Genomic DNA, 25,431 nt, shown 5'->3' on the forward strand with positions numbered 1-25,431 from the left:
GTGGCTTGGCAAAGCGGGAGCGCGGTCGCGCCCCGCCGGGCGTCAGGCCAGGATAACGCGCGCGAACTTGCGCTTGCCGACCTGCACCACGTAGCTGCCCGCTTCCAGCTTCAGGCCCTTGTCGCTGACCACGCCGCCGTCCACGCGCACGCCGCCGCCGTCGATGAGGCGGTTGGCCTCGCTGGTCGAGGGCGCAAGGTTGGCCTGCTTGAGCAGCGCGCCGATGCCCAGGGGCGCGCCCGCCAGGCGGACTTCGGGAATGTCGTCGGGGATGCCGCCCTTGCTGCGGTTGATGAAATCCTGCTCGGCCGCGTCGGCCAGTGCGGCGCTGTGAAAGCGCGCGGTGATCTCCTTGGCCAGCATCACCTTGGCATCCTTGGGATTGCGGCCTGCCGCCACCTCGGCCTTGAGCGCGGCGATTTCGTCCAGGCTCCTGAACGACAGCAGCGTGTACCAGTCCCACATCAGGGTGTCCGAGATGGAGAGCACCTTGGCGAACATGGAGTTGGCGTCCTCCGTGATGCCGATGTAGTTGTTCTTGGACTTGGACATCTTGTCCACGCCATCCAGCCCCACCAGCAGCGGCATGGTGAGCACACACTGCGGCTCCTGCCCCCATTCTTGCTGCAGATGGCGTCCCATGAGCAGGTTGAACTTCTGGTCGGTGCCGCCCAGCTCCAGGTCGCTCCTGAGCGCTACCGAGTCATAGCCCTGCAGTAGCGGGTAGAGGAACTCGTGCAGGCTGATGGAGCTGCCGTCGGTGAAGCGCTGGTGGAAATCGTTGCGCTCCATCATGCGTGCCACGGTGTACTTGGCCGACAGCTGAATCATGCCGCGCGCACCCAACTGGTCGCACCACTCGCTGTTGTAGCGGATCTCGGTGCGTGCAGGGTCCAGCACCTTGGCCGCCTGGGTGTAGTAGGTTTCGGCGTTGACCTTGATCTGCTCGGCCGTCAGGGGCGGGCGCGTGCTGTTGCGGCCCGATGGGTCGCCGATCAGCGTGGTGAAGTCGCCGATCAGGAAGATGACCTGGTGGCCCAGGTCCTGCAATTGGCGCATCTTGTTGAGCACCACCGTATGGCCCAGGTGGATGTCCGGCGCCGTGGGGTCCAGCCCGAGCTTGATGCGCAGCGGCTGGCCCGTGGCCTCCGAACGCGCCAGTTTCTGGGTCCATTCTTCTTGGGGCAGAAGCTCGTCGACCCCGCGCAGGGAGACTTCAAGCGCCCGTCCTACACCATCGGTCACCGGGAATGTTGTAACAGCAGATTGATTCATGAGGGTTTTTTGGGGTGCCGCCAGGGCCCCAACGACTATACTTCCGGGCACTTTCCAGCCGTGGATTCTAGTGGGCCACCCGTACGCCCGGCGTTCGCTCCCTTCCACTGCACTACGACATTGACAGTGCCTCCCGCCCTTTAAGACCCCTGGCCCGGGGCCTGGAAGCACACAGACGCCTGGGGTAAGACTCTTGAACAACGGCTTGACGACCGCCTGCCTGGTATTGCTCAACCAACTGAAGCAGTCCGTTCAGAAACATCCAAAACGCATCACCGCCGCCGTGGCCACCCTGCTGCTCACCGGCGGCGGCGGTGCCTTCGCAGTGGCTTCGTTCGCGCCCGACCCGGCCGACCTGCCCGTGCGCACCGTCACCCAGGCTGTGCAGTCGCTGGCGGCAGACGAACCGCTGTCGTCGCTGGTGGACATCCCGCAGTACGCGCTGTACCGCTCCGACGTCACCCGCAGCGCCGATACCGCCGAGAGCATCCTGCAGCGCCTGGGCGTGGCAGACCCCGCGGCTTCGGCCTTCCTGCGCAGTGACGCCAACGTGCGGCAGAACCTGCTGGGACGCACCGGCCGCTCGATGTCCGCCGAGACGACCGACGATCACCGCCTCACCCGCCTGACGGCGCGCTGGGCCCCCGACGACAGCGGGAGCTTCAAGCGCCTGGTGGTCGAGCGCCAGCAGGACGGCAGCTTCGCCTCGCGCATCGAGACGGCGCCGCTGACGGTGGGCAGCCGCCTGGCGGGCGGCATCATCCGCAGTTCGCTGTTTGCGGCAACGGATGCCGCCAACATTCCCGACGCCGTCGCCGTGCAGCTGGCAGAGGTGTTCTCCGGTGACATCGATTTCCGGCGCGCCCTGCGCAAGGAAGACCGCTTCTCGGTGGTGTATGAAACCCTGGAGGCAGATGGCGAGCCCCTGCGCAGCGGCCGCGTGCTGAGCGCCGAGTTCCACAATGGCGACAAGACCCACAGCGCCGTCTGGTTCCAGGAGCCGGGAGCCACCAAGGGCTCGTACTACACGCTGGACGGCGAGAGCATGCGCCGCGCCTACCTGTCGTCGCCGGTCGAGTTCTCCCGCGTCTCCAGCGGCTTTGCGATGCGGTTCCACCCCATTCACAAGACCTGGCGCGCGCACCTGGGTACCGATTTCGCGGCGCCGACCGGTACTTCCGTACGCACGGTAGGCGACGGCGTGGTGGATTTCGCCGGCGTGCAGAACGGCTACGGCAACGTGGTGTACATCAAGCACCGCAACCAGCACGTCACCGTCTACGCGCACCTGAGCCGCATCGACGTGCGCAAGGGCGAAAGCGTAGAGCAGGGCCAGAAGATTGGCGCCGTGGGCTCCACCGGCTGGGCCACGGGCCCGCACCTGCACTTCGAATTCCGCGTCGCGGGCGAGCACAAGGACCCGATGGTTATTGCGCGCCAGAGCGAGGCAGCCCAGCCGGTCTCGGCCGCCGCACGTCCGGCATTCGACCGCCTGGCCGGCAACATGCGCGTGCAGCTGTCCTCCGCCGCACAGATCCTGCAAGCCAGCGCCGAGTAACGCCCTTCGCCCATGGATACGCCGCCACGGTGGTTCATCGGGCTGATGTCGGGCACGTCGCTGGACGGCGTGGATGGTGTGCTCGCGCATTTTTCAGGCCAAAAATGCGCTGTAGCCCAGCATGCATCAGCGCCACTAGCTCCTGATTTAAGAGCAGAACTCCTCGCTCTCAACAGCACCGGCCACGACGAACTGCACCGCGCGGCGCTCGCCGCGAATGCGCTGGCGCGTACCTATGCGAAGGTAGTCCACCGTCTGCTGGACCAAGCGGGCCTCACGGCGGCCGCGGTGCAGGCCCTGGGCGCGCATGGGCAGACGGTGCGCCACCGGCCGCAGGCGTTCGATGGCACGGGCTACACGCTGCAACTCAACCAGCCCGCCTTGCTGGCCGAAATCACCGGCATTACCGTCGTGGCCGACTTCCGCAGCCGGGACGTGGCGGCGGGCGGCCAGGGCGCGCCGCTGGTGCCCGCCTTCCACCGCGGCGTGTTCGGCCAAGCCGGACGCACCGTGGCGGTGCTGAACCTGGGGGGCATTTCCAACCTGAGTATCCTGCGGGCCGACGGGACCACCGTGGGGTTTGACTGCGGCCCGGCCAACGCCCTTATGGATCACTGGTGCGAGCGGCATACGGGGCAGCCCTACGACCACGAAGGCGCCTGGGCACGCAGCGGCCATGTCCTGCCCGCCCTGCTGGAGGCGATGCTGGACGAGCCATTCCTCGCCCTTGCGCCCCCCAAGAGCACAGGGCGTGACCTGTTCCATCCGCAATGGCTGGCCACACGCCTTGCGGCCAGCGCCGTGGGCACCGCGCCCCAGGATGTCCAGGCCACCCTTGCTGAGTACACGGCCCTTACGTGCGTCCAGGAGTTGTCACGGCACGCACGGGACTGCGGGCTGTTGATCGTCTGCGGCGGCGGGGCACTGAACCGCTATCTGATGGAGCGCCTACAGCAATTGGCGCCGACGGTTCGCGTCGAAAGCTCGGATCACCACGGGCTGCCTCCCCTGCAGGTCGAAGCGGCTGCCTTCGCGTGGCTGGCGCATCAATGCGTCCACGGCCAGACAGCCAGCTTGCCCGCGGTCACAGGCGCCCGCGGGGAGCGCATCCTCGGCGCCATCTACCCCGCCTGAGCGACCTGCCACGCAGCCATAAAAAAGCCGCCCGTAGGCGGCGGATTCTCATGGGCTGTGCGTCAGTGGTCTTCCACGGAGAAGCTGGAGCCGCAGCCGCATGTCGAGGCGGCATTCGGGTTTTTGATGACGAACTGCGCACCCTGCAGGTCTTCCTTGTAGTCGATCTCTGCACCCACCAGGTATTGGTAGCTCATGGCATCGATGAGCAGTGACACACCGTTCTTGGTCATGGTGGTGTCGTCTTCGTTCGTGATTTCATCAAATGTGAAACCATACTGGAAGCCCGAGCATCCCCCGCCCTGCACGAAGACCCGCAGCTTGAGGTCAGGATTGCCTTCTTCGGCAATCAACTCGGCCACCTTGGCGGCGGCGCTGTCGGTGAAAAGGATGGGGGCGGGCATCTCGGTCGTGGTGTTCTCGGCAACGGCGCTCATGAAGGGCTCCTTGGGTCAGTCTTTGTTTCGATGGTAAGGCATAGCCCCCCAGCGCTCCGTTCACTGTGCGTTTGACGCCAGTTTCAGTGTGGGCTTTTCTTCCAGCAGCAGCGGCGCGGCCGGGCAGAGCTGCCCGGCAATCACCGCGCCCTGGTGCATTTCAAGGGCCTTGTAATGCACGTTACCGGTGATCCGCGCCTTGGGTTGTACCTCCAGCAGCTCCGTAGCATGTACGGGCCCCTCCACCGTTCCGTTGACGATGACATGGGCGGCATGCACCGCACCTTCCACCTTTGCCGATTCGGACACCACCACAATGCTGGGTTCAGCCGAAGACCGCAGGTCGCCGATCACTTCGCCATCCACCCGCAATCCGTCAGCGAACAGCACATCGCCCTGCACGCGCGTTCCTTGCGCAATCAGGCTCTTGATCGGGGGTGGCTTCTTGCGCGAAAACATGTGGTATTCCCTCGGGGTGTAGTAGTCATTACCATGCGGGTCCGCAGCCGGGCCCTATGGCTCTAGTGAAAAAGTCTGGGCGGCGCGCAACGAGGTTCCATCCATCAAGCGCGCGGTCACGGTTTTTACCATGGCGCCCGGCGGCAGGGCCGCCACGCCCTGAACCCGCCGGTACTGCCGGAACTGAAGCGGCTGGATGACCGCTGGAGACGTGGAGGACCACTCCGCCCCGTTCAGCGTGCCCGCCAGCAGCAGTTCCAGCCGGCCCTTGAATTCCGGCGCATTGCGCATGGGCTGCATGGCCAGCACCTGCCAGCGCAACTGCCCACCTCCCTCCAAAGTCTCGGCGTGCAGCCCGCGGATGGTCAGGTTGCCAGGCTTGCCGGTGGGGGTCAGCTTCTCGAAGAAGCCCAGGTCCTCCCGCAGGCTACGGTTGTCGGCTTCGAGTTGCCGCAGTTGCTCCAGCAGGCGATCCATGGCCGCCTGCTCGGCTATGCGCAGGCTGCCCGCGGCTTCCTGCTTTTCGTGCTGGAGACGGTTGTGCTCGCGCAACTGCGACACCTCTGCACGAAGGCGCTGCAATTCCTCCCGGCTGCCCGCGTCCAGCCCGGCGATCCGTTTGCCCAGGTCGAAGGCCCACAGCGTCATGGCCGCGCACAGGCCCAGGACGATGGCCACGGCCGCCCAGCGCAGCGGCCACGGAAGCGCGCTGCGCACGGTAACGCGCGGAGCGGAGATCGTGAGGCGGCGGCGCAGCAGTCGGTAACGCATGGGCAGTGCACGTTTCTTTCAGTGGGATGGTCGCCGCCCGCGGCAACGCCCAAAAACAAAAAACCGCCCCGAAGGGCGGTTTCTGCAGTCTGCAGCACGCCAGGGGCGCTGCAGCATAACGCAAGGCAGTGGCCGAGGCTTAGCGCTTCGAGAACTGCTTGGCTCGGCGTGCGGAGTGCAGGCCGACCTTCTTACGTTCGACTTCACGGGCATCACGCGTCACGAAGCCGGCTTGGCTCAGTGCGGGCTTCAGCGTCGCGTCGTAGTCGATCAGAGCGCGGGTGATACCGTGGCGGGCAGCGCCAGCCTGGCCGGATTCACCACCGCCGTGCACGTTGATCTGGATGTCGAAGGTTTCGACATGGTTGGTCAACGCCAGGGGTTGCTTGGCAATCATGATCGAGGTTTCGCGGCCGAAGTACTGCTGAATGTCTTTGCCATTCACAGTGATCTTGCCGGAACCCTTCTTCAGAAACACGCGGGCGACGCTGGACTTGCGACGGCCGGTGCCATTGTTCCATTCACCAATCATTCAAGGCTCCTTAGATTTCCAGCGCTTTAGGCTGCTGAGCGGTGTGCGGATGTTCCGCGCCGCCGTACACCTTGAGCTTCTTGATCATGGCGTAGCCGAGCGGGCCCTTGGGCAGCATGCCCTTGACGGCCTTTTCCAGCGCGCGGCCGGGGTGCTTGGCTTGCAGATCGCGGAAGTTCGTGGCCGTGATACCGCCGGGATAACCCGAGTGGCGGTAGTACACCTTGTCCAGGGACTTGGTGCCGGTGACCTTGAGCTTGGAGGCGTTGATGATGACGATGTAGTCGCCGGTATCAACGTGAGGCGTGTAAATGGCTTTGTGTTTGCCGCGCAGACGGAGGGCAACTTCGCTGGCTACCCGGCCGAGCACCTTGTCGGTGGCGTCAATCACAAACCACTCGTGCACGACCTCAGCGGGCTTTGCGCTGAATGTGGACATGAGTTTCTCTTTTCTAGAGGTGGTTTGGCGGTCCTTTTCCACGGTCGGTGCTTTTCTGATGAAAGCCTCTTAGGTGGGATGTGCGCTTCGCCGCGGGACCTAAAAATCGCTGCGAAGCCGGCCATTATACAAAATCGACCGCTGCGCAGTGCCCTACTGCGAGTAAAGCTGTCGCCTGCGCTCCTCGGCTTCCTGCCGGCGGCGGTTTTCCACGCAAACGGGATGGTTGGCCAGCCCCGGCTTCTGGCATTGCTCGTGAATGCACAACGGGCGAGCAAAGAAACTGGATGCCTCGCAGGCCTCGTCAGGCCCGGGCACCCTTGCGGGCACCGCAGGGCGTGACGGCGCAGGGGGAGGCGGCGCTGGCTCGGGAGCCGGAACCACAGGCGCGGGCGCTGGGGCAGGCGCGGTCGCCTCGGCAGCCTTGCGCACAAGCCGGGGTTTGGAAACGACCGCCGGCCGGGCCTCAGCCACCGACGCAGCCTCTTGCTGCACTGCCATTGGCGCCGACGCGGGGTCCGCCGCCTCATGCGACACCATCACCACCTCTGCCGGCTCCGGTGCTGGCGCTGGTGACGCAAGTTCCGTGATGATCTCGTTTTCGGGCGTATACCGCGGCGTGCTCTCCCGGCCTCCCCACCACGGACTGCTGGCGATGACCAGCAGCGCCAGGGAGGCAGCCATACCCCACACCAGCCGTGCCCGTCCGCCATGGCCTGCTCTGGCAACACGGGGGCTGATGCATGGCGTGCAGCCTTCTGGGGGCGGGGTGTGCGCGCGTGCGTCTGTTGGCGTGTACCGGTCGGCGCGTCATGTTGCGGCATCTCGCGCGTATCTGCGAAGGCCTGCGTGTCGCCCGCATCGGCAACGGTTTCCGCAAACACGGTTGCAGGCTCCACGGTTGACACCATGAGGTCTGCCGGCGCGCTAACCGGCGCCGCCACAACGGTGGCGGCCTGCGGCCGGGAATCCTGCGGTTGCGACATCGCCGTGAGGTCGATCATCGGGACTGCGACACCCTGCGCATCCTTGCTCGAGGGCTCCACCCAGATGGAGCCCAGTTCGGCACGGAAGTCGAATCCGTCCAGTCCCGCGGGCGCAGCCGTCATGCCCATCGTCTGCAGGAACGCGTCGATCGATTGCGGACGGTCTTGCGGCTGCAGCGCCAGGCATTGCGACACCGCATCGACGAACGGACGCGAGTATTCCACGCCGAACTGCTTGCGCACCGTGCGTGCTACGCGGGAGAACGACACCATGCGGTCACGTATGGCACGCAGAGTAGCGGGCAGCGGCGTGTCGTTGCACAGGCAGCCATGCACGACGGCGCCCAGCGAATACAGGTCGCTCCACGGCCCTTGGTGCAGGTGCGATGCCGCGTCCGTGTACTGCTCTATGGGCGCGTAGTTGACTTTGAGCACGGCCGTGTGCTTCTGGTCCCGGTCGCTGATCGCATGCCGCGCGGCGCCAAGGTCCAGCAGCACTGGTGGGCCATGGTCCTGCAGGAAGATGTTGTCCGGCGAGATGTCGCGGTGCAACGTTTGTCCTTCGTGCAGCACCCGCAACGCGCTGGTGACCGACCACAACACCTTACGCAGCCATTCCTCGGGGGGCGGCGTGCGCATGTGCGCGCGCGCCTGCTTGAGGGTCAAGCCGCTGTACAGGGGCATGACCATGTAGGCCGTGTGATTGGCTTCCCAGAACCGGAAGACCTTCACCAGCGAGGGATGGTCGAACTGCGCCAGCAGGCGCGCCTCGTCCACGAACGAGGCCAGGCCCGCCTGGAAAGACTGCTCGTCCGACGAGGAACGCACCCAGAGCGAATGCCCGTCCGCGCGGCCCGCCAGGGCGGCAGGCATGTATTCCTTGATCGCGACGAAACGCAGCAGGGAATGGTCGAACGCCTGGTACACCATGCCGAAGCCACCCACGCCCAGCAGCGCCACGATCTCGAACTCTCCCAACCGGGTGCCCGCCGGGAGGGCGTCGACGTGGTGCGCGACGCTGGCGGGCGTGAAGCGGGGGGGGAGCGAAGACATGGAGGGTGTTGCGGACAAGGGATGCGGATCAGCGAGGGCAGCGAAGTCTAACGAGGAAGCGGAGGAAGCACCGCGGCACGCCGCAGCGGACGCCATGATGCGCCAGGCAGCCAGGCCGACGCGCAACAAAGCGCATCCTGTCTGCCAAAAACATCACTTCCCGTACCAGTCGGACCCGCATTGTGCCCGCGATGGCGCTGGTTACCATTGGGTGCATGTTCAGTTACCGCCACGCCTTCCACGCAGGCAACCACGCCGATGTGCTCAAGCACACGGTGCTCATTGCCACCTTGCAACACCTTCTACAGAAAGACGCGGCCCTGACCGTTCTGGACACCCACGCCGGCGCGGGCCTGTACCGGCTGGACGGAGACTATGCCTCCACCAGCGCCGAATCCGCGGACGGCATCCTGCGTCTCGTGCCGCCAGCGGCTCTTCCCGCCCTGGCACCCGCGCTGCAGGACTACGTGGACATGGTGCGCGCCTTCAACCAAGGCGATGCCACGCGCGTCTACCCCGGCTCGCCCTTCATCACGCAGCGCCTCTTGCGCGCCCAGGACAAGCTCAAACTGTTCGAGCTGCACCCCACCGACGCCCGCTCCCTCGCAGGCAACATAGCCCAGCTTGAAGCAGGCAGGCAGGTGGCCGTGCTGCAGGAGGACAGTTTTGAGGGTGTCAAGAAATTCATCCCCCCACCGGCCCGCCGCGCGCTTGTACTGTGCGATCCCAGCTATGAAATCAAGAGCGACTACCTGCGCGTGCAGGCGCTGTTGCAGGATGCGCTGAAGCGCTTTGCGACCGGCGTGTATGCCGTCTGGCACCCCATCATTCCGCGGGCGGAGGCGCACGATCTGCCGCGCCGGCTCAAGACGCTGGCCCAGAAGGCGGGCAAGCCCTGGCTGCATGCGACGCTGACCGTGAAATCCAGCAAACTGGCCTCCCCTGCGGACGCCGAAGGCGCGCGCCGGCCCGGCCTGCCGGCCAGCGGCATGTTCGTGGTCAACCCTCCCTTCACGCTGCAGGGCGTGCTGCGCGAGGCGTTGCCGCAAATGGCACAACTGCTGGCCCAGGACCGCAACGCGTCCCACACGCTGGAGGTGGGTTAAGCCCCCGGCCAGCGGCGCCCGCACGATCCCTGGGATGCCGTGGTTTAGCGCCGCCGGGCCCGGCTCTTGCGGGGAGTAGTGCGCGCTGCGCCCTGATTTGTGCGCGCTTGCGCGGCGCCCGCTGGAGCAGCGGCCGGCGAGGCTGCGGGCGTGGACGACGGGTCCAGCTCCGGCAGATCTTCGGGGCAGCTGTCGTCGTCCGGCCCCATGTGCCAGATCTCCACGGGCTTGATGCCCAAGCCCACCATGCCCAGTTCCTGCGCCGCAGCCTGGCTCAGGTCGATGACCCGGCCTGGCGCGAACGGTCCGCGATCATTGACGCGCACCACCACCACCTTGCCGTTGACCAGGCTGCGCACGCATACCCGCGCTCCGAAAGGCAACGTGCGGTGTGCGGCGGTGAGTTCCCCACGGTCAAAACGCTCGCCGCTGGCCGTGCGCCGGCCATGCAGGCTGCCGCCGTACCAGGAGGCCAGCCCGCGCCCGAGCAGCACGCCGCTTTCTTCCTCGTCTTCGCGGCCGCGCTCGATGGCGGTATCGGCTTCACGCGGAGAAGACGGTGCCGAGCGCACCCTGCCCTCCTTGCGAGCCCGCGGCGAGGCCGATACGCCGGAGTCGGATGGGCTGTCCGCCTGCGCGTCCGCCGGTCCCGGCAGCGCCTGCGTCGAGCCAGGTGCTACTACAGAGGGCGCATCGGCGGGTGGCGCTGCGCAACCCGCCAGCACGGCCGCCAACAGCACGCCGACCAACCACCGTCCCATGCGGCCGGGGTGCAAAGGGTCAGAAGTCGCCGCAGCGGGTGATGACGTTGGTCTCAAAACGGCGCAGATCATTGCGTTCACCCGGTGTCAGGTCGGTGCGCGCTCTCTTGGCGGCCAGGATGCGCTTGGACTCCGCGCATTGCAGCGCCTTGCGGCTTTCCTGCTCCTCCTGCGCCAGTTGGGCTTGTTCCTCGCGCTCGCGCTCTGTGCGGCGCTGGCTGCGTGCCTCGCGGCGCTCGCGGTAGTAGCGCGAGGCGGCATCGCTCTCCTCGTCGCTGCAGTCGCGCCGGTATTCACGCTGCATGCCCGCGATGACGTCGTAGCTGGAGCCGTTGGCCGATGCCCCGCGGATGCTGTTTTGCAGCGTGCGGCAGCGCCCGCTCATGTAGCTCTCGTATTCCGGCACCTCGCGCATCACACTGCTGCGCCGGGACGGGGTGGGCGCGTAGCTGCGGGGCTCGACGCGTGGCTCCACCGGTCCCGCCGAGACGGCGGTGGTCACCATGCCTTTGGGGCAGGGGCGCGCCAGGGTATAGACGGCGCCCTGCTCGTCGCGACAGGAATAGCGCGTCTGCGCCGACGCGGGCGATGCCATCGCAAGCGACAGCGTGGTGAACAGCAGGGAGGCAATGACGGGACTCATACCGCAAACGCGCAGGGGAAAGGAGGAAGAGGACGGGAAAAAGCTGCCGATATTACCCACCCCCGCCGCTTCAGAGCCCCAGGCGGTCGCAGATTTCCAACGTGGCCGCGCTCTGGTTCATGGTGTAGAAGTGCAGGCCCGGCACGCCCTCGCGGCGCAGTTGCTCGCACAGGTGCGTGACGACATCCAGGCCGAAGGCGCGAATGCTCGCCACATCGTCACCATAGCCCTGCAGGCGCAGGCGGATCCAGCGCGGGATCTCGGCGCCGCAGGCGTCCGAAAAGCGCAGCAGCTGCGACGCGCCCATGATCGGCATGATGCCCGGCACCACGGGCACGTCCAGCCCCAGGCGGCGCACGTCCTGCACGAAGCGCAGGTAGGCGTCGGCATTGAAGAAGTACTGTGTGATGGCCGAGTCGGCGCCCGCGCGCACCTTGGTGGCAAAGGCCTGCAGGTCGGCATCCGACGAACGAGCCTGGGGATGGACCTCGGGGTAGGCCGCCACCTCGATGTGGAAGTCGCGCCCCGTCTCGGCGCGGATGAACGCCACCAGATCGCTCGCGTAATGGAACTCGCCCCCGATGCCGTAGCCACTGGGCAGGTCGCCGCGCAGCGCAACCAGGCGCTTCACGCCCATGGCTTTCAGCTCGGCGAGCTGCGCGCGCACGCCGTCCTTGGTGGCGCCGATGCACGAGAAGTGCGAGGCCGCGCTCACGCCCTCGGCGAGGATCTCGCGCACCGTGCCGAAGGTGCCCGCCTGCGTGGAGCCCCCCGCGCCGTAGGTGACGGAGCAGAACTCGGGCCGGCGGGCATACAGCTGCTGGCGCACGGCGCGCAGTTTGTCGGCGCCCTCGGGCGTCTTGGGCGGGAAGAATTCAAAGCTGACCGGAAAGGCCGTGGAAAGGCTCATGCCTTCCTCCTTGCATGGATGAAGAACTCGCGGTTGCCGTCGCCCCCCTCGATGGGGCTATCGATCCAGGCCACCACGTGCAGCCCCAGCTCCGTGCAGCAGTCTCGGATGCGCTGCTCCACCTGCGGATACAGCTGCGCATCGCGCACGATGCCGCCCTTGCCCACTTGGCCGGGTTGCAACTCAAACTGCGGCTTGACCAGCATCAGCAGCTGGCCCTCCTCTTTCAACAGCGGCACCAGCGCAGGCAGCACCAGCGTGAGCGAGATGAAGGACAGGTCGCCGGTGACGAGGTCGAACGCCGGCGTGATGTCCACGTCCTCGCACCCGGGGCGGCGGCGGCGCTGCACGGGCAATGAGCCATCGGCGCGTGCCTTGGCCTTGGCGGCGCGCTCAGCCTTGAAGCTCTCGATCTCATGCTCCTTGGCGTCGTCGCTGTCGTCGTACTCATCGTCCACCATGCCGCCGTTGCGCATCCAGGCGTAGGGGGCCTGGGGCTGGGTGTCGTTGTCTTCCGCGTCCTCGATGACTTCGGACAGCGCCACGTCGCAGGCGTTCTGCAGCGCCTCGGGCGTGAGGGCCCGGGCATTCACGCCTTCCACGCAGACCACCCGCGGGTCGGCGCGCAGCCGCTCGTGCAACTGGCCGTGGCCCACGTCCACGCCAATCACCTGGGCAGCGCCATGTGCCAGCAGGCAGTCGGTGAAACCGCCGGTGCTCTGCCCCACGTCCAGGCAGCGCAGGCCAGCCACTTGCAGGCCCGTGGCCGCCAGCGCACCTTCAAGCTTGAGGCCGCCGCGCGAGAGGTACTTGGCCTCCGCAGCGTCCAGCAGCTGCACCTCGACCCCCGCGGGAATGTCGTCGCCGTTCTTGGCCACCTTCTGCCACGGCAGCGTGGGCGCCAGGCGCCACTGCACGCCGGCGGCAATCAACCGCTGGGCCTGCGACCGGGTGGCCGCGTAGCCGCCCTCCACCAGAAATACGTCCGCGCGCATCGCGCTGTCCTCTCATATCGATAGCTGGCAGCGCTTGCAGCGAGCCATTTTCAGCAATATTTCATACTGAAAACGGCTACTGGCAAGCGCAAGCAGCTATGCTTTTTGACAATCAATAGCGGTAGGTGTCGGGCTTGTAGGGGCCCTGCTTCGGCACACCGATGTAGGCGGCCTGCTCGTCGCTCAGCTCGGTCAGCATGGCGCCGACCTTCTTCAGGTGCAGGCGCGCCACCTTCTCGTCGAGGTGCTTGGGCAGCACGTAGACCTTGCCCACGTCGTAGCCCTCGGGGTGGGTGAACAGCTCGATCTGCGCGATGGTCTGGTTGGCGAACGAGTTGGACATCACGAAGCTGGGGTGGCCCGTGCCGCAGCCCAGGTTCACCAGGCGGCCCTTGGCCAGCAGGATGATGCGCTTGCCGTCCGGGAAGATCACGTGGTCCACCTGGGGCTTGATCTCTTCCCATTGGCAGTGCTCTTCCAGCTTGGCGACCTGGATCTCGTTGTCAAAGTGGCCGATGTTGCACACGATGGCCTGGTCCTTCATCGCCTTCATGTGCTCGAAGGTGATGACGTCGCGGTTGCCGGTGGTGGTCACGAAGATGTCGGCCTTGTCGGCCGCCCACTCCATGGTCACGACCTTGAAGCCTTCCATGGCAGCCTGCAGGGCGTTGATGGGGTCGATCTCGGTCACCCACACCTGGGCGCTCAGGGCGCGCAGCGCCTGGGCCGAGCCCTTGCCCACGTCGCCATAGCCCGCCACCACGGCCACCTTGCCGGCGATCATCACGTCGGTGGCACGCTTGATGCCGTCCACCAGCGATTCGCGGCAGCCGTACAGGTTGTCGAACTTGCTCTTGGTCACCGAATCGTTCACGTTGATCGCACGGAACAGCAGCGTGCCCTTGGCCGACATTTCCTTCAGGCGGTGCACGCCGGTGGTGGTCTCTTCGGTCACGCCGATGATCTGGGCGCTCTTGCGGCTGTACCAGGTGCTGTCCTCGGCCAGCTTGGCCTTGATGGCGGCGTACAGGATGCGCTCTTCCTCGCTGCCGGGGTGGGCCAGCACGGAAGCGTCCTTCTCGGCGCGCTTGCCCAGGTGCATCAGCAGCGTGGCGTCGCCGCCGTCGTCCAGGATCATGTTCGGGCCTTCGCCCTCGCTGCCCTTGGGACCGAAGTCGAAGATGCGGTGGGTGTAGTCCCAGTAGTCCACCAGGGTCTCGCCCTTGATGGCGAACACCGGCGTGCCGGTGGCGGCAATGGCGGCGGCGGCGTGGTCCTGGGTGGAGAAGATGTTGCACGAGGCCCAGCGCACGTCGGCGCCCAGGGCCTTGAGGGTCTCGATCAGCACGGCCGTCTGGATGGTCATGTGCAGCGAGCCTGTGATGCGCGCGCCCTTCAGGGGCTGCTTGGCCGCGAATTCCTCGCGGATGGCCATCAGGCCGGGCATTTCAGTTTCGGCGATGCGGATTTCCTTGCGGCCCCAGTCGGCCAGGGAGATATCGGCAATCGCGGAGTCGGCTGGGGACTTGAGAACAGCGCTCATGGTGGTTTCCTTCATGGAGATCTGAAAAAACCGCGCCTGGGGGATGGGACTCACCGCACCGCAAGGCGTGGGTGAGCGTCGTTGCTGGGTATGACTTCCGAGCCTCGCGCCCCGCCGTGCTGGGGACGCTGCAACGCTCCTCGGAAAGTGCAAGATTATACCGGTGCCCCCGCGCCACGCGCCGCGCCGTAGAATCCCCGCCCAATGCCAGGGCGCTCCCGCAGGGTGCGCCCGCCTCTTCTCGCACCGGCCGTCGCGCACCGCACGGCCCTCACCCAGAATCACTGTGTCGTACGCCCCAGAAACCCGGCGCCGCCGGACTTTTGCCATCATCTCCCACCCCGACGCCGGCAAGACCACGCTGACGGAAAAGCTGCTGCTGTTCTCCGGCGCCATCCAGATCGCCGGCGCCGTGAAGGGCCGCAAGGCCAGCCGCCACGCCACCTCCGACTGGATGGAGATCGAGAAGCAGCGCGGTATTTCGGTGGCATCGAGCGTGATGCAGATGAGCTACCGCGACCATGTGATCAACCTGCTGGACACGCCGGGCCACAAGGACTTCTCCGAGGACACCTACCGCGTGCTCACGGCCGTCGATTCGGCCCTGATGGTGATCGACGCGGCCAACGGCGTGGAGGCGCAGACGCGCCGCCTGATCGAAGTCTGCCGCCAGCGCGACACGCCCATCATCACCTTCGTCAACAAGATGGACCGCGAGGTGCGCGACCCGCTCGACATCCTCGACGAGGTGGAGCGCGAGCTGGGCATGCCCTGCTGCCCCATCACCTGGCCCGTGGGCCAGGGCAAGAGCTTCGGCGGCATCATCAACCTGCGCACGCAAAGCATGACGGTCTTCCAGCCCGGCAGCGAAAAGCGCCCGCAGGATTTCGAGGTCATTCCGCTGGCCGATGCCGACAAGCTGCGCGCGCGCTTCGGTCAGGCCTTTGACGACGCACTGGAAAGCATGGAGCTGGCGCAAGGCGCCTCGGCGCCCTGGGACCATGAAGCCTTCCTGGCCGGCAAGCTCACACCGGTGTTTTTCGGCTCGGGCGTGAACAACTTCGGCGTGATGGAAGTGCTGGACGCGGTGGTGGACATGTCGCCCGCGCCCGGCCCGCGCAAGAGCTCGCTCGTCGTCAACAAGCAGACCGTCGAGAAGACCATCCTGCCCGAAGACGAAGGCTTTTCGGGCGTGGTGTTCAAGGTGCAGGCCAACATGGACGCCAACCACCGCGACCGCATCGCCTTCGTGCGCGTGGCCAGCGGCAAGTACACGCCCGGCATGAAGCTCAAGGTGCAGCGCACCGCCAAGGAACTGCGCCCCACTAGCGTGGTCACCTTCATGAGCCAGCGCCGCGAGGCGGTGGAAGAGGCCTACGCCGGCGACATCATCGGCTTCACCACGCACGGCGGCGTGCAGTTAGGCGACACCATCACCGACGGTGCCAACCTGCAGTTCACCGGCCTGCCGTTCTTCGCACCCGAGATGTTCATGACCGTGGTGCTGAAGAACCCGCTGCGCACCAAGCAACTGCAGCAGGGCCTGATGCAGCTGGGCGAGGAAGGCGCCATCCAGGTCTTCAAGCCCGAGGCCGGCGGCAACATGCTGCTGGGTGCCGTGGGCCAGCTGCAGTTCGAAGTAGTGCAGCACCGTCTGAACACCGAATACGACTGCGACATCCGTCTGGAAGCCTGCCAGTACACGGGAGCCCGCTGGATTACCGCCGACACGCCGGCCGAACTGCGCGAGTTCGAGAACGCCTACCCCATGCGCATGGCGCGCGATGCGGCGGACACGCTGGCCTACCTGTGCACGAGCCCATATGACGTACGGCTGGCGCAGGAGCGGTTCCCGAAGATTCATTTCCATCCGCTGCGAGAGCATGCGGGGTTGGCGTTGCAGAACAGTTGACGCGACCCCCATCCGCCATGCACCCTCTTGCCTCATGGGACGAGTTGGCGCGCACGCGCATCACCGGCGTGCTCACCGACATCGACGACACCCTGACCACCGACGGCGCCATCACCGCCGATGCCCTGCAGGCGCTGGCCGACCTGAAAGCCGCAGGGCTGCACGTCATTCCGATCACGGGCCGGCCGGTGGGCTGGAGCGAGCCCTTTGCCGCTGCCTGGCCGGTGGACAGCATCGTTGCTGAGAACGGTGCGGTGGCGCTGCTGCGGGCGCCCCGAAATTTTGACCCAAATGGCCTACAGTCGCCGTCCGATAAGCGCGAGCAGCTATTAAAGTTGTATCAACAGGACGCCACCACGCGCGCCTCCAACTTCGCGCGCATGCAACAGGTGTTGGCCGAGATTGAAGCCGCCGTGCCCGGCGCCCGGCGCGCCACCGACTCGCCCGGGCGCGAGACGGACATCGCCATCGACCACAGTGAATTCACGCACCTGCCCCAGGCGGCCATCGACCAGGCGGTTGCATTGATGCATGCCGCGGGCATGAACGCCACCGTGAGCAGCATCCACATCAACGGCTGGTTCGGCGCGCACAACAAGCTGGAGGGTGCGCGCTGGATCGTGCGCGAGCTGTTCGGGCGCGATCTGGACGCCGAGCTGGAGCGCTGGGTCTACATCGGTGACTCCACCAATGACCAACTCATGTTTGCGCACTTCCCACACAGCGTGGGTGTGGCCAATATTGCGCGTTTCGTGCCCCAACTGCAGCATCTGCCGCGCTATGTGACGCAGGGCGAGCGCGGGGCAGGGTTTGCAGAACTTGCGCAATCCTTGCTCGCCATCAACGATCGCTGACATCGACCGTCCAGGTGCGCGTTGCACTACCAAAACGCCACCGGGGCTTCACAACTCGCCTTCTAAAATGACCCTTTTCACAAAAAGGGTTACACCATGGCAAGGCGCATTCCCGCAATGCTGGCGCTGGCGTTGTTCGCCGGGCTAGCGTGGCAACCCGCGGCGATGGCCCAGGCCGGCCGCAGCAAGGTGGACATCGACACGCGCTTGCAGCAAGCCATGGCGGACCCCAAGCTGGCCGACGAGCTCTACAAGGTCGGCCGCAAGGTCTCGGCGGTGTGCGCCAACTGCCATGGCGACGGAGGCAACAGCACCAAACCCTCGGTACCCAACCTCGCGGGCCAGAACCCGGCCTATCTGTTGGAGCAGGTGCGGCAGTTCGCAGACGGGCGCCGCCGCTACGAGTTCATGGAAGGCATGATCCGCGCGATGAACAGCGACGAGAAGATCGGCATGGTGCTCTTCTACGCCGCGCAGCCCGTCACTCCCAAACCCGTGGCGGACGCAGCGCTGCTGGCCAAGGGGCAGGAGATCTTCGGCAAGAACTGTTTTCGCTGCCATGGCGACATGGGCCGGGGCAACGACCAGATCGCACGCATTGCCGGCCAGCAGACCGACTACCTGCGCAGCACTCTCAAGCGTTACCGCGACGGCCCAAACACGCGCGCCAATTCGATCATGACGCCTAACACCAAGCTCCTCACGGACGCCGACATCGAGTCGCTGGTGGCGTACGTCTCGTCGATGCAGTGAAGCACTGCCCGCTCGGCCGGGACGATCACAGCTTGTACGTGGACAGCAGGATGCTGGTTTCGGTGCGCGCGATGCCCGGCGTGAGCCGAATGCGCGTGAGCGCCAGGTCGAATTCCTCCAGGCTTTGCGCATGCAGCTCGGCCACGATGTCCCAGCGGCCGTTGGTACTGTGCAGCGCGCCGACCAGCGGCTCTCCACGCAGGGCGCGAATCACGTCAGGCGCCGCGTTCCCTTCCACTGCAATGCTCATCCAGGCGCGGATCCGGTGGGGCTCCGACTCGGGGCGCAGCCGCACGGTGTAGCCGACGATGACGCCCTCTTCCTCCAGCCGACGCAGGCGGTTCTGAACGGTGCCTCGGGCCACGCGCAGACGTGCGGCGAGCGCCGCCACCGGCATGCGGGCATCCGCACGCAGCAGGGCAATGATCTCGCGGTCGACGTCGTCCATGTTGCGCATAGTGCCACGGGTTGCTGGCGAAACGCCAGTTTTCTGCGCTTATTGAGCAGTTTGTAGGCTGGCCGCAAGCGCAGGGCCTGTCCACAATGGGGAAACACGTTGGACCGACACCATGACACGCCTCATTGATTTGCCGACCCTTGCTGCCTTCGTGCATGAACGGGGTGCCGCACGCTGCATGACCGAGCTGGCGACCGAGCTTCGCGCCGACTTCCTGCGTTGGGAGTCTTTTGACAAGTCCGCCCGCACGGCCAGCCACAGCCCGCGCGGCGTGATTGAGCTGATGCCCGTGGCTGACGATGCGCTCTACAGCTTCAAGTATGTGAACGGCCATCCCGGCAACCCTGCCAGCGGACTGCCCACAGTGATGGCCTTCGGCGTGCTGGCGGAGGTCCGTACCGGCTATCCGCTGCTGCTGTCGGAGCTGACGCTGACCACGGCGCTGCGCACCGCTGCCACGTCGGCGCTGGCGGCGCAGGCGCTTGCACGACCCGGCAGCCGCCGCATGGCGCTGATCGGCAACGGCGCACAGGCGGAGTTCCAGGCCCTGGCCTTCCACGCGTTGCTGGGCATCCGCGAACTGCGGGTGTACGACACCGACACCGCCGCCACCGACAAGCTGGTGCACAACCTGGCGCACGTCGATAGCCTCACCGTGGAGCGCGCCGCCAGCACGGCCGAGGCCGTGCGCGGCGCGGACATCGTGACCACGGTCACCGCCGACAAGAGCCGCGCCACCATCCTCACTCCCGCAATGGTGGAGCCCGGCATGCACCTGAATGCCGTGGGTGGCGACTGCCCCGGCAAAACCGAACTGCACCCCGATGTGCTGCGCGGGGCGCGCGTGGTCGTGGAATACGAGCCGCAAAGCCGCGTGGAGGGCGAGTTCCAGCAATTGCCCGCGGACCATCCCGTTACCGAGCTTTGGCGGGTACTGCGCGGCGACGCGCCGGGGCGCACGCGGGCCGACGAAGTCACGGTGTTTGATTCCGTGGGCTTTGCGCTGGAGGACTACTCCGCACTGCGCTACCTGTACCAGCAGGCCCAGGCGCGCGGCCTGGGCGTGGATGTGGAGCTGGTGCCCACAGACGACCCCAAGGACCTGTTCGGCCGCACGCGCGGTGCGAGCGTCCAAGGCCGCACGCGGCTGCGGCGCGTGGCTTGACCGCCTCAAGCCAAATCAGGCTCTAACGTGCATCCATCAAGCGCCAGCAGCTATCAAAATAAAAGCAAAAGGCGCCAATGGCGCCTTTTGCCCTTTTGCCCTTTTGCTTTTGTACGCCACCCGGGCAAGCCTGGGCCACGGCCCATCCCACTGGCGCGCCCCGGACCATGGCAGCCGTGGGCCGGGCTCTGCCCTGCCGCCGGCTGCGCCCCCTCCTGCAGCGCAGCGCTGCGAGTGTGGGGGAAGGCGCGAAGCGCCTCAGGGGGTGTGCAGAATCAATGCTGCAGGATCTTGTTGAGGAAGTCCTTGGTGCGCGGCTGACGCGCCTCGGGGTTGCCGAAGAATTCCTCCTTCGAGCAGTCCTCCAGGATCTTGCCGCCCACGTCCATGAAGATCACGCGGTTGCTCACCTTGCGCGCGAAGCCCATCTCGTGCGTCACGCACATCATGGTCATGCCCTCGTGGGCCAGGCCCACCATCACGTCCAGCACCTCGCCGACCATTTCGGGGTCCAGGGCCGAGGTCGGCTCGTCGAACAGCATCACGATGGGGTCCATCGACAGTGCGCGCGCAATCGCCACGCGCTGCTGCTGGCCGCCCGACAGCTGGCCGGGGAACTTGTCCTTGTGCGCCGTCAGGCCCACGCGCTCCAGCATCTTCAGGCCGCGGGCCTTGGCGTCGGTGGGGTTGCGGCCCAGCACCTTGATCTGCGCGATGGTCAGGTTCTCGGTCACCGACAGGTGGGGAAACAGCTCGAAGTGCTGGAACACCATGCCCACGCGGCTGCGCAGCTTGGGCAGGTCCGTCTTGGGGTCGTGCACGGCCACGCCGTCCACGAAGATCTCGCCCTTCTGGAAGGGCTCCAGCGCGTTGATGGTCTTGATGAGGGTGGACTTGCCGGAGCCGGAGGGCCCGCAGACCACCACCACCTCACCCTTCTGGATGTTCGTGGAGCAGTCCGTGAGCACCTGGAAGCTGCCGTACCACTTGGAAACGTTCTTCAGTTCAATCATTGCAATTCCTTGGAACGCCGCTTCAGCGAATGATGGCGATCTTCTTGTGCAGGCGCTTGACCAGCCAGGACAGCGCGTAGCAGAGGATGAAATAGACCACGGCCGCGGCCAGGTAGGCCTCGATCGGGCGGCCATAGTTCTTGCCCGCGATCTCGAAGCCCTTGAGCATGTCGTAGGCACCGATGGCGTACACCAGCGACGTGTCCTGGAACAGGATGATGGTCTGCGTGAGCAGCACCGGCAGCATGTTGCGGAAGGCCTGCGGCAGCACCACCAGGCGCATGTTCTGCCCGTAGGTCATGCCCAGCGCCTGCCCCGCGAACACCTGGCCGCGCGGGATGGACTGGATGCCCGCGCGCATGATCTCGCTGAAGTAGGCGGCTTCGAAGGCGATGAAGGTCACCACGGCCGACACCTCGGCGCCGATGGGGCGACCGATGATCATGGGCACCAGCAGGAAGAACCACAGGATCACCATCACCAGCGGAATCGAGCGCATGCCGTTGACATAGATGGTGGCCGGCACGTCCAGCCACTTCTTGCCCGACAGGCGCATGAGCGCCAGCACCGTGCCCAGCAGGATGCCGCCCACGGTGGCGATCACCGTCAGCACCAGGCTGAAGTACAGCCCCTTGATCACGAAGTTGCTGAACAGCTCCCAGGTGAAGAAGGACCAATCGATATTCAGGTTCATATCAGTGTCCTCCCCCGCCTGCGGCAATCAGGCCCGGCACCCGCGTGCGCTTTTCGATGAACGCCATGATGCGGTTGATGGCAAAGGCCGAGATGATGTACAGCGCCGTGACGGCCAGGTACACCTCGATGCCGCGTGAAGTCTCTTCCTGCGCCTGCATGGCAAACATGGTCAGCTCGGCCACCGAAACGGCAAACGCCACCGACGAGTTCTTGAACACGTTCATGGTCTCGCTGGTGAGCGGCGGGATGATGATGCGAAACGCCATCGGCAGCAGCACGTAGCGGTAGTACTGGAACGTGGTGAAGCCCAGCGCCATGCCCGCATAGCGCTGGCCGCGCGGCAGCGCCTGGATCCCCGAACGCACCTGCTCGGCGATACGCGCCGAGGTGAAGAACCCCAGCGCAAACACCACCAGCACGAAGCCCGGCAGCGACTTCATGGCCGGGAAGATTGACGGCACCACGTGGTACCACACAAAGATGTGCACCAGCAGCGGAATGTTGCGAAACAGCTCGACCCAGGCATTGCCCAGGCGCACCGTCCATGGACGGCCTTCCAGCGTGCGCAGCGTGCCGACCAGTGAACCGACCACCAGCGCAACGGCCAGCGACAGCAAGGAAACGGATACCGTCCAGCCCCAGGCCGACAGCATCCAGTCGAGGTAGGTGATGTCGCCGTTCTTGCCGAAGCAGCTTTGACCGACCTCTTGGGTAATGGTGTCCTGGCAGAACACCTGCCAATCCCAATTCATAGGAGCACCCCTTCTATTCTTCGATCCGTGTTGCCGCGGCGGCACATGGCGGCGCTGGCGCAACAACAAAAAACGCCCCTTCGGGCCCAGAGGCCGAAGGGGCGATGCAATGCAAGCCGATTACTTGACTTCGTACGACTCCATGGGCTTGTCGTTGGGGTGGGCCCATGCGTTCTTCGTGGCTTCGGACAGCGGCAGGCCGATCTTCACGTTGGCCGGCGGGATGGGTTGCATGAACCACTTGTCGTACAGCTTGGCCAGGCTGCCGTCTGCGATCTGGCGCTTGATGGAATCGTCCACGGCCTTCTTGAAGGCGGGGTCGTCCTTGCGCAGCATGCAGGCAATGGGCTCCACCGACAGCACTTCACCCACGATCTTGAAATCGGCAGGGTTCTTGGACTTGGAGATGTTGGCCGCCAGGATGGAGCCGTCCATGATGAAGGCGTCGGCACGGCCCGTCTCCAGCATCAGGAAGCTGTCGGCGTGGTCCTTGCCCATGACTTCCTTGAAAGTCAGGCCATCGGCGCGCTTGTTCTTGCGCAGCGTCTGCACCGACGTCGTGCCGGTGGTGGTGACGATGGTCTTGCCGTTCAGGTCCTTGATGCCGGTAATGCCCGACTTGGCGTTCACGGCGATGCGCACTTCTTCCACGTAGGTGGTCACGGCGAAGGCCACGTCCTTCTGGCGCGCGGTGTTGTTGGTGGTGGAGCCACACTCGATGTCCACCGTGCCGTTGGTCACCAGCGGAATGCGGTTCTGCGAGGTCACCGGCTGGTACTTGATCTCCATGTTGGCCAGGCCCAGCTGCTTCTGGATGTCGGCCAGGATGCGCTCACCCATCTCGGTGTGGAAGCCCACGTACTTGCCGTTGCCCAGGGTGTAGCCCAGGCCCGAGGACTCGCGCACGCCCAGCGTCACGGCACCCGTAGATTTGATCTTGGCCAGGGTGTCGTTGGCCTGTGCGAACGCGCTACCAGCGGCCAGGACGGTAATGGCTGCGGCCAGCAAATGCTTCTTCATGAATATCTCCTTGTGGGTGAAGCGAAAAGCGAAGTGTATTGAAATCGAACGACCGTTCTGGGGAACCGATGGCGGTCAAGCCACGCCCTGCGGCACGTTCAAGACAGGGGCGTATTGTGGGTTCAGAAGGGGACCTGATCGGTAGGGTATTTCCAGAAGTCCCGCAGCAGGTAGCTCACGGGCAGGTTCAGCGCACGGTGGGTAGGCGCAATGGGCTGCATGAACCACTTGTCGTAGATGGCGTTGATCTCATTGCTCACGATCAGGCGGCGCATCTCCTCGTCCACCAACTTCTTGAACTCGGGATCGTTCTTGGGAAGCATGATCGCCAGCGGCTCAGTGGTGACGAAGCGGCCCACCACCTTCAGCGCCTTGGGGTCGGGGCGGTTGGCCGCCAAGCCATACAACAGCACATCGTCCATCACGAAGGCGTCGGCCTGGCCCTTCTCCACCATGACCACCGCGGCCTCATGGTCGGGCGCCTCCACCATCTGGATGCGCATCAGCCGTTCGCGGTTGGCCTGCTCGGCCGCTTTGTAGGGCGTCGTGCCTTTGGTGGACACGAGCTTCTTGCCTTCCAGATCCTCCATGCGCGTCACCGTGCTGGCCGCGGGCACCAGCAGGCGCGCACCCGTGATGAAGTGCGGAATGGTGAAGGCCACATCCTTGCGGCGCTCGGCGTTGTTGGTGGTGGAGCCGCATTCCATATCGGCCTTGCCGGTCTTCACCATCTCAATGCGATTGGCGGGTGTCACCTGCACCAACTGCACCGGCATGTTCTTCATGCCGGTCTTCTTGCGCACCACTTCGGCGATATGCAGGCACAGGTCCAGGGCGTAGCCCATGGGCTTGCCCTCGTGCACGTACGAAAACGGCACCGACGATTCACGGTGCGCCAGCACCAGCGGTCCGCCGCCGCGCACACGCTCCAGCACCCCTTGGGCTTGCGCGCCCACGGCGCAGCACAGCACCACCGCGGCGCCCAGCGCCTTCCATCCTTGCTTGCAATTCATTCAGAGGGTCTCCCTTGTGCATGGCTTAGCAATCTCCGCACCAGGTGCGCGCCATGTTTCGGTGCGACCGTGCGTTGCCACATTTAGTTTCAAAGACTGTAATGTCGCGTGACCACGCAATCCAATGCCAGGGATGTGGGTTTGCATGCAAGACTTGCATGCCAAGTGTGGTGCGCTCGCGTCAGATGGGGTTCTGTCCGGCGCGCGTCTGCAGGTACGTCCACAGGGACTGGGCCAGGCCCTTGGCAGGCTCCTTGCGCGAGGGCTTTTCGCGGTAGGCGCGCACTTCCATCACCATCTGCAGGTCCTGCGCGTCGGGCGGCGCCGCGCTCAGGAGTTTGCGCGAACGCAGTTCCTTCTTCACCGCGCTGTAGGGCAGGAAGGCGACGCCGTGCCCTTCCAGCGCCATGGCCTTCAGGCCTTCGGCCATATCCGTTTCGTACACGCGGTCCAAGTGGATGGCCGTCCCCGCCTGCTTGAGGATCAGCTCCGTCACGCGCCCCAAGTAGGCCCCCGGCGCATACCCCAGGTAGGGCAGCGGCTCGCCAGGCCGGCCCGGCAGGCAAAACAGCGGCTGACCATCAGCGCCCGCCTTGGCGTAGGGGGCCAGGACCTCCTGCCCCAGCGTCACCATCTCGTAACGGTCCGGGTCCAGTTGCAGGGGCTGCGATGGGTGGTGGTAGGAGATGAGCAGATCGCAGCCGCCCTCCACGAGGCGCATCACCGCGTCGTGCACATTCAGGGCGATCAGTCGGCTTTTGAGCGGGCCGAAGTCCGCCCGCAGCGCCGACACCCAGGCCGGGAAAAAAGTGAACGCCAGCGTATGCGGCACGGCGAACTCGATCATGTCGGTGCCCGCGCTGGTGTGCGCGCGCAGCATGGCGCGCGTGTTCTGCAGCGCCTGCAGCACCTCCAGCGCCTGGTCGTACAGCGTGTTGCCCGCGGCCGTCAGCCGCGTGGGGTAGGAACTGCGGTCCACCAGATCGGTGCCGGCCCAGGCCTCCAGCGCCTGAATGCGCCGCGAAAAGGCGGGCTGTGTCACATGGCGCAATTGCGCCGAGCGGCTGAAGCTGCGCGTTTCTGCCAGGCTGACGAAGTCTTCGAGCCATTTGGTTTCCATGGCTCGCATTATCGATGCGCCCAGGCAGGCCTTCTCCCCCTGTTGAGCGCGACTGGGCCGCCCCAGCGCCCTCC

The 25,431-nt window shown here is 65.6% G+C and carries 26 protein-coding genes and 1 riboswitch; of the genes, 7 read left to right on the forward strand and 19 right to left on the reverse strand.

Annotation, left to right across the window (positions count from 1 at the left end):
- Positions 1-42 precede the first annotated feature (42 nt).
- Positions 43-1,275 carry a tyrosine--tRNA ligase gene (gene tyrS, locus BA022_RS12135; protein ID WP_088887652.1) on the reverse strand — a complete coding sequence of 411 codons (1,233 nt, stop codon included), beginning with the start codon at positions 1,273-1,275 and terminating at the stop codon, positions 43-45.
- 193 nt (positions 1,276-1,468) lie between these two features.
- Between tyrS and BA022_RS12140 the strand changes: the two genes are divergently transcribed.
- Positions 1,469-2,833: a M23 family metallopeptidase gene (locus tag BA022_RS12140; protein WP_011804084.1), complete on the forward strand. Its 1,365-nt coding sequence runs from the start codon at positions 1,469-1,471 to the stop codon at positions 2,831-2,833.
- A gap of 12 nt (positions 2,834-2,845) precedes the next feature.
- Positions 2,846-3,967: an anhydro-N-acetylmuramic acid kinase gene (locus BA022_RS12145; RefSeq protein ID WP_088887653.1), complete on the forward strand. Its 1,122-nt coding sequence runs from the start codon at positions 2,846-2,848 to the stop codon at positions 3,965-3,967.
- A 62-nt stretch (positions 3,968-4,029) separates the two neighbouring features.
- On the opposite strand, the gene erpA is transcribed toward BA022_RS12145, so the two are convergent.
- The 6 genes from erpA to BA022_RS12175 form a co-directional block, all read right to left on the reverse strand.
- A complete protein-coding gene (gene erpA / locus BA022_RS12150; RefSeq protein WP_011804082.1) occupies positions 4,030-4,404 on the reverse strand; it encodes an iron-sulfur cluster insertion protein ErpA in 375 nt (124 codons plus the stop codon).
- Between the two features lie 60 nt (positions 4,405-4,464).
- On the reverse strand, positions 4,465-4,863 hold the full coding sequence (locus BA022_RS12155; RefSeq protein ID WP_011804081.1) for a bactofilin family protein: 399 nt from the start codon (positions 4,861-4,863) through the stop codon (positions 4,465-4,467).
- A gap of 54 nt (positions 4,864-4,917) precedes the next feature.
- Positions 4,918-5,634, reverse strand: coding sequence for a DUF6776 family protein (locus BA022_RS12160; protein ID WP_012655620.1), 717 nt, complete (start codon positions 5,632-5,634; stop codon positions 4,918-4,920).
- 139 nt (positions 5,635-5,773) lie between these two features.
- Entirely contained in the window at positions 5,774-6,166 is a 393-nt protein-coding gene (gene rpsI / locus BA022_RS12165) for a 30S ribosomal protein S9 (protein WP_011804080.1), read from the reverse strand.
- 10 nt (positions 6,167-6,176) lie between these two features.
- Positions 6,177-6,605, reverse strand: coding sequence for a 50S ribosomal protein L13 (gene rplM, locus BA022_RS12170; protein WP_011804079.1), 429 nt, complete (start codon positions 6,603-6,605; stop codon positions 6,177-6,179).
- A 539-nt stretch (positions 6,606-7,144) separates the two neighbouring features.
- Positions 7,145-8,644 (reverse strand): serine/threonine protein kinase, encoded by a 1,500-nt coding sequence (locus BA022_RS12175; RefSeq protein ID WP_228403589.1) that lies wholly within the window; start codon positions 8,642-8,644, stop codon positions 7,145-7,147.
- A 215-nt stretch (positions 8,645-8,859) separates the two neighbouring features.
- Between BA022_RS12175 and BA022_RS12180 the strand changes: the two genes are divergently transcribed.
- A complete protein-coding gene (locus BA022_RS12180) occupies positions 8,860-9,750 on the forward strand; it encodes a 23S rRNA (adenine(2030)-N(6))-methyltransferase RlmJ (protein ID WP_088888608.1) in 891 nt (296 codons plus the stop codon).
- Positions 9,751-9,794: 44 nt separating this feature from the next.
- Here the strand turns inward: BA022_RS12180 and BA022_RS12185 are convergent, their stop codons facing one another.
- The 5 genes from BA022_RS12185 to ahcY form a co-directional block, all read right to left on the reverse strand.
- Positions 9,795-10,511, reverse strand: coding sequence for a septal ring lytic transglycosylase RlpA family protein (locus tag BA022_RS12185; protein WP_228403592.1), 717 nt, complete (start codon positions 10,509-10,511; stop codon positions 9,795-9,797).
- A gap of 19 nt (positions 10,512-10,530) precedes the next feature.
- Positions 10,531-11,154 carry a DUF4124 domain-containing protein gene (locus BA022_RS12190; RefSeq protein WP_228403594.1) on the reverse strand — a complete coding sequence of 208 codons (624 nt, stop codon included), beginning with the start codon at positions 11,152-11,154 and terminating at the stop codon, positions 10,531-10,533.
- Between the two features lie 70 nt (positions 11,155-11,224).
- Complete coding sequence (gene metF / locus BA022_RS12195) at positions 11,225-12,064, reverse strand: methylenetetrahydrofolate reductase [NAD(P)H] (protein ID WP_012655616.1); 840 nt, start codon at positions 12,062-12,064, stop codon at positions 11,225-11,227.
- Positions 12,061-13,059: a TlyA family RNA methyltransferase gene (locus tag BA022_RS12200; RefSeq protein WP_088887655.1), complete on the reverse strand. Its 999-nt coding sequence runs from the start codon at positions 13,057-13,059 to the stop codon at positions 12,061-12,063. The genes metF and BA022_RS12200 overlap by 4 nt, the downstream gene beginning before the upstream one ends.
- Before the next feature lie 112 nt (positions 13,060-13,171).
- A complete protein-coding gene (gene ahcY, locus BA022_RS12205) occupies positions 13,172-14,602 on the reverse strand; it encodes an adenosylhomocysteinase (RefSeq protein ID WP_088888610.1) in 1,431 nt (476 codons plus the stop codon).
- Between the two features lie 66 nt (positions 14,603-14,668).
- Positions 14,669-14,750: riboswitch (S-adenosyl-L-homocysteine riboswitch) on the reverse strand.
- 138 nt (positions 14,751-14,888) lie between these two features.
- On the opposite strand from ahcY, the gene BA022_RS12210 reads away from it, so the two are divergent.
- The 3 genes from BA022_RS12210 (at position 14,889) to BA022_RS12220 (ending at position 18,121) form a co-directional block, all read left to right on the forward strand.
- Positions 14,889-16,514 (forward strand): peptide chain release factor 3, encoded by a 1,626-nt coding sequence (locus BA022_RS12210; protein WP_088887656.1) that lies wholly within the window; start codon positions 14,889-14,891, stop codon positions 16,512-16,514.
- 17 nt (positions 16,515-16,531) lie between these two features.
- A complete protein-coding gene (locus tag BA022_RS12215) occupies positions 16,532-17,368 on the forward strand; it encodes an HAD-IIB family hydrolase (RefSeq protein ID WP_088887657.1) in 837 nt (278 codons plus the stop codon).
- Between the two features lie 96 nt (positions 17,369-17,464).
- A complete protein-coding gene (locus BA022_RS12220) occupies positions 17,465-18,121 on the forward strand; it encodes a c-type cytochrome (protein ID WP_011804069.1) in 657 nt (218 codons plus the stop codon).
- 25 nt (positions 18,122-18,146) lie between these two features.
- Here the strand turns inward: BA022_RS12220 and BA022_RS12225 are convergent, their stop codons facing one another.
- The gene (locus BA022_RS12225) at positions 18,147-18,578 is read right to left on the reverse strand and encodes an Lrp/AsnC family transcriptional regulator (protein WP_088887658.1); all 432 of its coding nucleotides are present in this window, start codon (positions 18,576-18,578) and stop codon (positions 18,147-18,149) included.
- Positions 18,579-18,690: 112 nt separating this feature from the next.
- Here BA022_RS12225 and BA022_RS12230 point away from each other — a divergent pair, with 112 nt between their 5' ends.
- Positions 18,691-19,743: an ornithine cyclodeaminase gene (locus BA022_RS12230; protein WP_088887659.1), complete on the forward strand. Its 1,053-nt coding sequence runs from the start codon at positions 18,691-18,693 to the stop codon at positions 19,741-19,743.
- A gap of 275 nt (positions 19,744-20,018) precedes the next feature.
- Here the strand turns inward: BA022_RS12230 and BA022_RS12235 are convergent, their stop codons facing one another.
- The 6 genes from BA022_RS12235 to BA022_RS12260 all read right to left on the reverse strand — a co-directional run bounded on the left by BA022_RS12235 (position 20,019) and on the right by BA022_RS12260 (position 25,357).
- Complete coding sequence (locus BA022_RS12235; protein ID WP_088887660.1) at positions 20,019-20,756, reverse strand: amino acid ABC transporter ATP-binding protein; 738 nt, start codon at positions 20,754-20,756, stop codon at positions 20,019-20,021.
- A 22-nt stretch (positions 20,757-20,778) separates the two neighbouring features.
- A complete protein-coding gene (locus BA022_RS12240; RefSeq protein WP_011804065.1) occupies positions 20,779-21,450 on the reverse strand; it encodes an amino acid ABC transporter permease in 672 nt (223 codons plus the stop codon).
- Between the two features lies 1 nt (position 21,451).
- Positions 21,452-22,204: an amino acid ABC transporter permease gene (locus BA022_RS12245; RefSeq protein ID WP_011804064.1), complete on the reverse strand. Its 753-nt coding sequence runs from the start codon at positions 22,202-22,204 to the stop codon at positions 21,452-21,454.
- Positions 22,205-22,324: 120 nt separating this feature from the next.
- On the reverse strand, positions 22,325-23,224 hold the full coding sequence (locus tag BA022_RS12250; protein WP_012655608.1) for a transporter substrate-binding domain-containing protein: 900 nt from the start codon (positions 23,222-23,224) through the stop codon (positions 22,325-22,327).
- Positions 23,225-23,346: 122 nt separating this feature from the next.
- The gene (locus BA022_RS12255; protein ID WP_088887661.1) at positions 23,347-24,237 is read right to left on the reverse strand and encodes an amino acid ABC transporter substrate-binding protein; all 891 of its coding nucleotides are present in this window, start codon (positions 24,235-24,237) and stop codon (positions 23,347-23,349) included.
- 181 nt (positions 24,238-24,418) lie between these two features.
- On the reverse strand, positions 24,419-25,357 hold the full coding sequence (locus BA022_RS12260; RefSeq protein ID WP_011804061.1) for a LysR family transcriptional regulator: 939 nt from the start codon (positions 25,355-25,357) through the stop codon (positions 24,419-24,421).
- Positions 25,358-25,431: the final 74 nt, after the last annotated feature.

The organism is Diaphorobacter nitroreducens (genome assembly GCF_002214645.1).
GTDB lineage: Bacteria > Pseudomonadota > Gammaproteobacteria > Burkholderiales > Burkholderiaceae_C > Diaphorobacter > Diaphorobacter nitroreducens.

Bases quoted from the DNA above. Each gene is read 5' to 3' on its own strand.
- BA022_RS12230 (WP_088887659.1), top strand. From the start codon at position 18,691: ATGACACGCCTCATTGATTTGCCGACCCTTGCTGCCTTCGTGCATGAA.
- BA022_RS12255 (WP_088887661.1), bottom strand. From the start codon at position 24,237: ATGAATTGCAAGCAAGGATGGAAGGCGCTGGGCGCCGCGGTGGTGCTG.
- BA022_RS12245 (WP_011804064.1), bottom strand. From the start codon at position 22,204: ATGAATTGGGATTGGCAGGTGTTCTGCCAGGACACCATTACCCAAGAG.
- tyrS (WP_088887652.1), bottom strand. From the start codon at position 1,275: ATGAATCAATCTGCTGTTACAACATTCCCGGTGACCGATGGTGTAGGA.
- erpA (WP_011804082.1), bottom strand. From the start codon at position 4,404: ATGAGCGCCGTTGCCGAGAACACCACGACCGAGATGCCCGCCCCCATC.
- BA022_RS12220 (WP_011804069.1), top strand. From the start codon at position 17,465: ATGGCAAGGCGCATTCCCGCAATGCTGGCGCTGGCGTTGTTCGCCGGG.
- BA022_RS12215 (WP_088887657.1), top strand. From the start codon at position 16,532: ATGCACCCTCTTGCCTCATGGGACGAGTTGGCGCGCACGCGCATCACC.
- BA022_RS12260 (WP_011804061.1), bottom strand. From the start codon at position 25,357: ATGGAAACCAAATGGCTCGAAGACTTCGTCAGCCTGGCAGAAACGCGC.
- metF (WP_012655616.1), bottom strand. From the start codon at position 12,064: ATGAGCCTTTCCACGGCCTTTCCGGTCAGCTTTGAATTCTTCCCGCCC.
- BA022_RS12240 (WP_011804065.1), bottom strand. From the start codon at position 21,450: ATGAACCTGAATATCGATTGGTCCTTCTTCACCTGGGAGCTGTTCAGC.
- BA022_RS12180 (WP_088888608.1), top strand. From the start codon at position 8,860: ATGTTCAGTTACCGCCACGCCTTCCACGCAGGCAACCACGCCGATGTG.
- BA022_RS12155 (WP_011804081.1), bottom strand. From the start codon at position 4,863: ATGTTTTCGCGCAAGAAGCCACCCCCGATCAAGAGCCTGATTGCGCAA.
- ahcY (WP_088888610.1), bottom strand. From the start codon at position 14,602: ATGAGCGCTGTTCTCAAGTCCCCAGCCGACTCCGCGATTGCCGATATC.
- BA022_RS12225 (WP_088887658.1), bottom strand. From the start codon at position 18,578: ATGCGCAACATGGACGACGTCGACCGCGAGATCATTGCCCTGCTGCGT.
- rpsI (WP_011804080.1), bottom strand. From the start codon at position 6,166: ATGATTGGTGAATGGAACAATGGCACCGGCCGTCGCAAGTCCAGCGTC.
- BA022_RS12175 (WP_228403589.1), bottom strand. From the start codon at position 8,644: ATGTCTTCGCTCCCCCCCCGCTTCACGCCCGCCAGCGTCGCGCACCAC.
- BA022_RS12235 (WP_088887660.1), bottom strand. From the start codon at position 20,756: ATGATTGAACTGAAGAACGTTTCCAAGTGGTACGGCAGCTTCCAGGTG.
- BA022_RS12185 (WP_228403592.1), bottom strand. From the start codon at position 10,511: ATGGGACGGTGGTTGGTCGGCGTGCTGTTGGCGGCCGTGCTGGCGGGT.
- BA022_RS12200 (WP_088887655.1), bottom strand. From the start codon at position 13,059: ATGCGCGCGGACGTATTTCTGGTGGAGGGCGGCTACGCGGCCACCCGG.
- BA022_RS12145 (WP_088887653.1), top strand. From the start codon at position 2,846: ATGGATACGCCGCCACGGTGGTTCATCGGGCTGATGTCGGGCACGTCG.
- BA022_RS12250 (WP_012655608.1), bottom strand. From the start codon at position 23,224: ATGAAGAAGCATTTGCTGGCCGCAGCCATTACCGTCCTGGCCGCTGGT.
- rplM (WP_011804079.1), bottom strand. From the start codon at position 6,605: ATGTCCACATTCAGCGCAAAGCCCGCTGAGGTCGTGCACGAGTGGTTT.
- BA022_RS12160 (WP_012655620.1), bottom strand. From the start codon at position 5,634: ATGCGTTACCGACTGCTGCGCCGCCGCCTCACGATCTCCGCTCCGCGC.
- BA022_RS12190 (WP_228403594.1), bottom strand. From the start codon at position 11,154: ATGAGTCCCGTCATTGCCTCCCTGCTGTTCACCACGCTGTCGCTTGCG.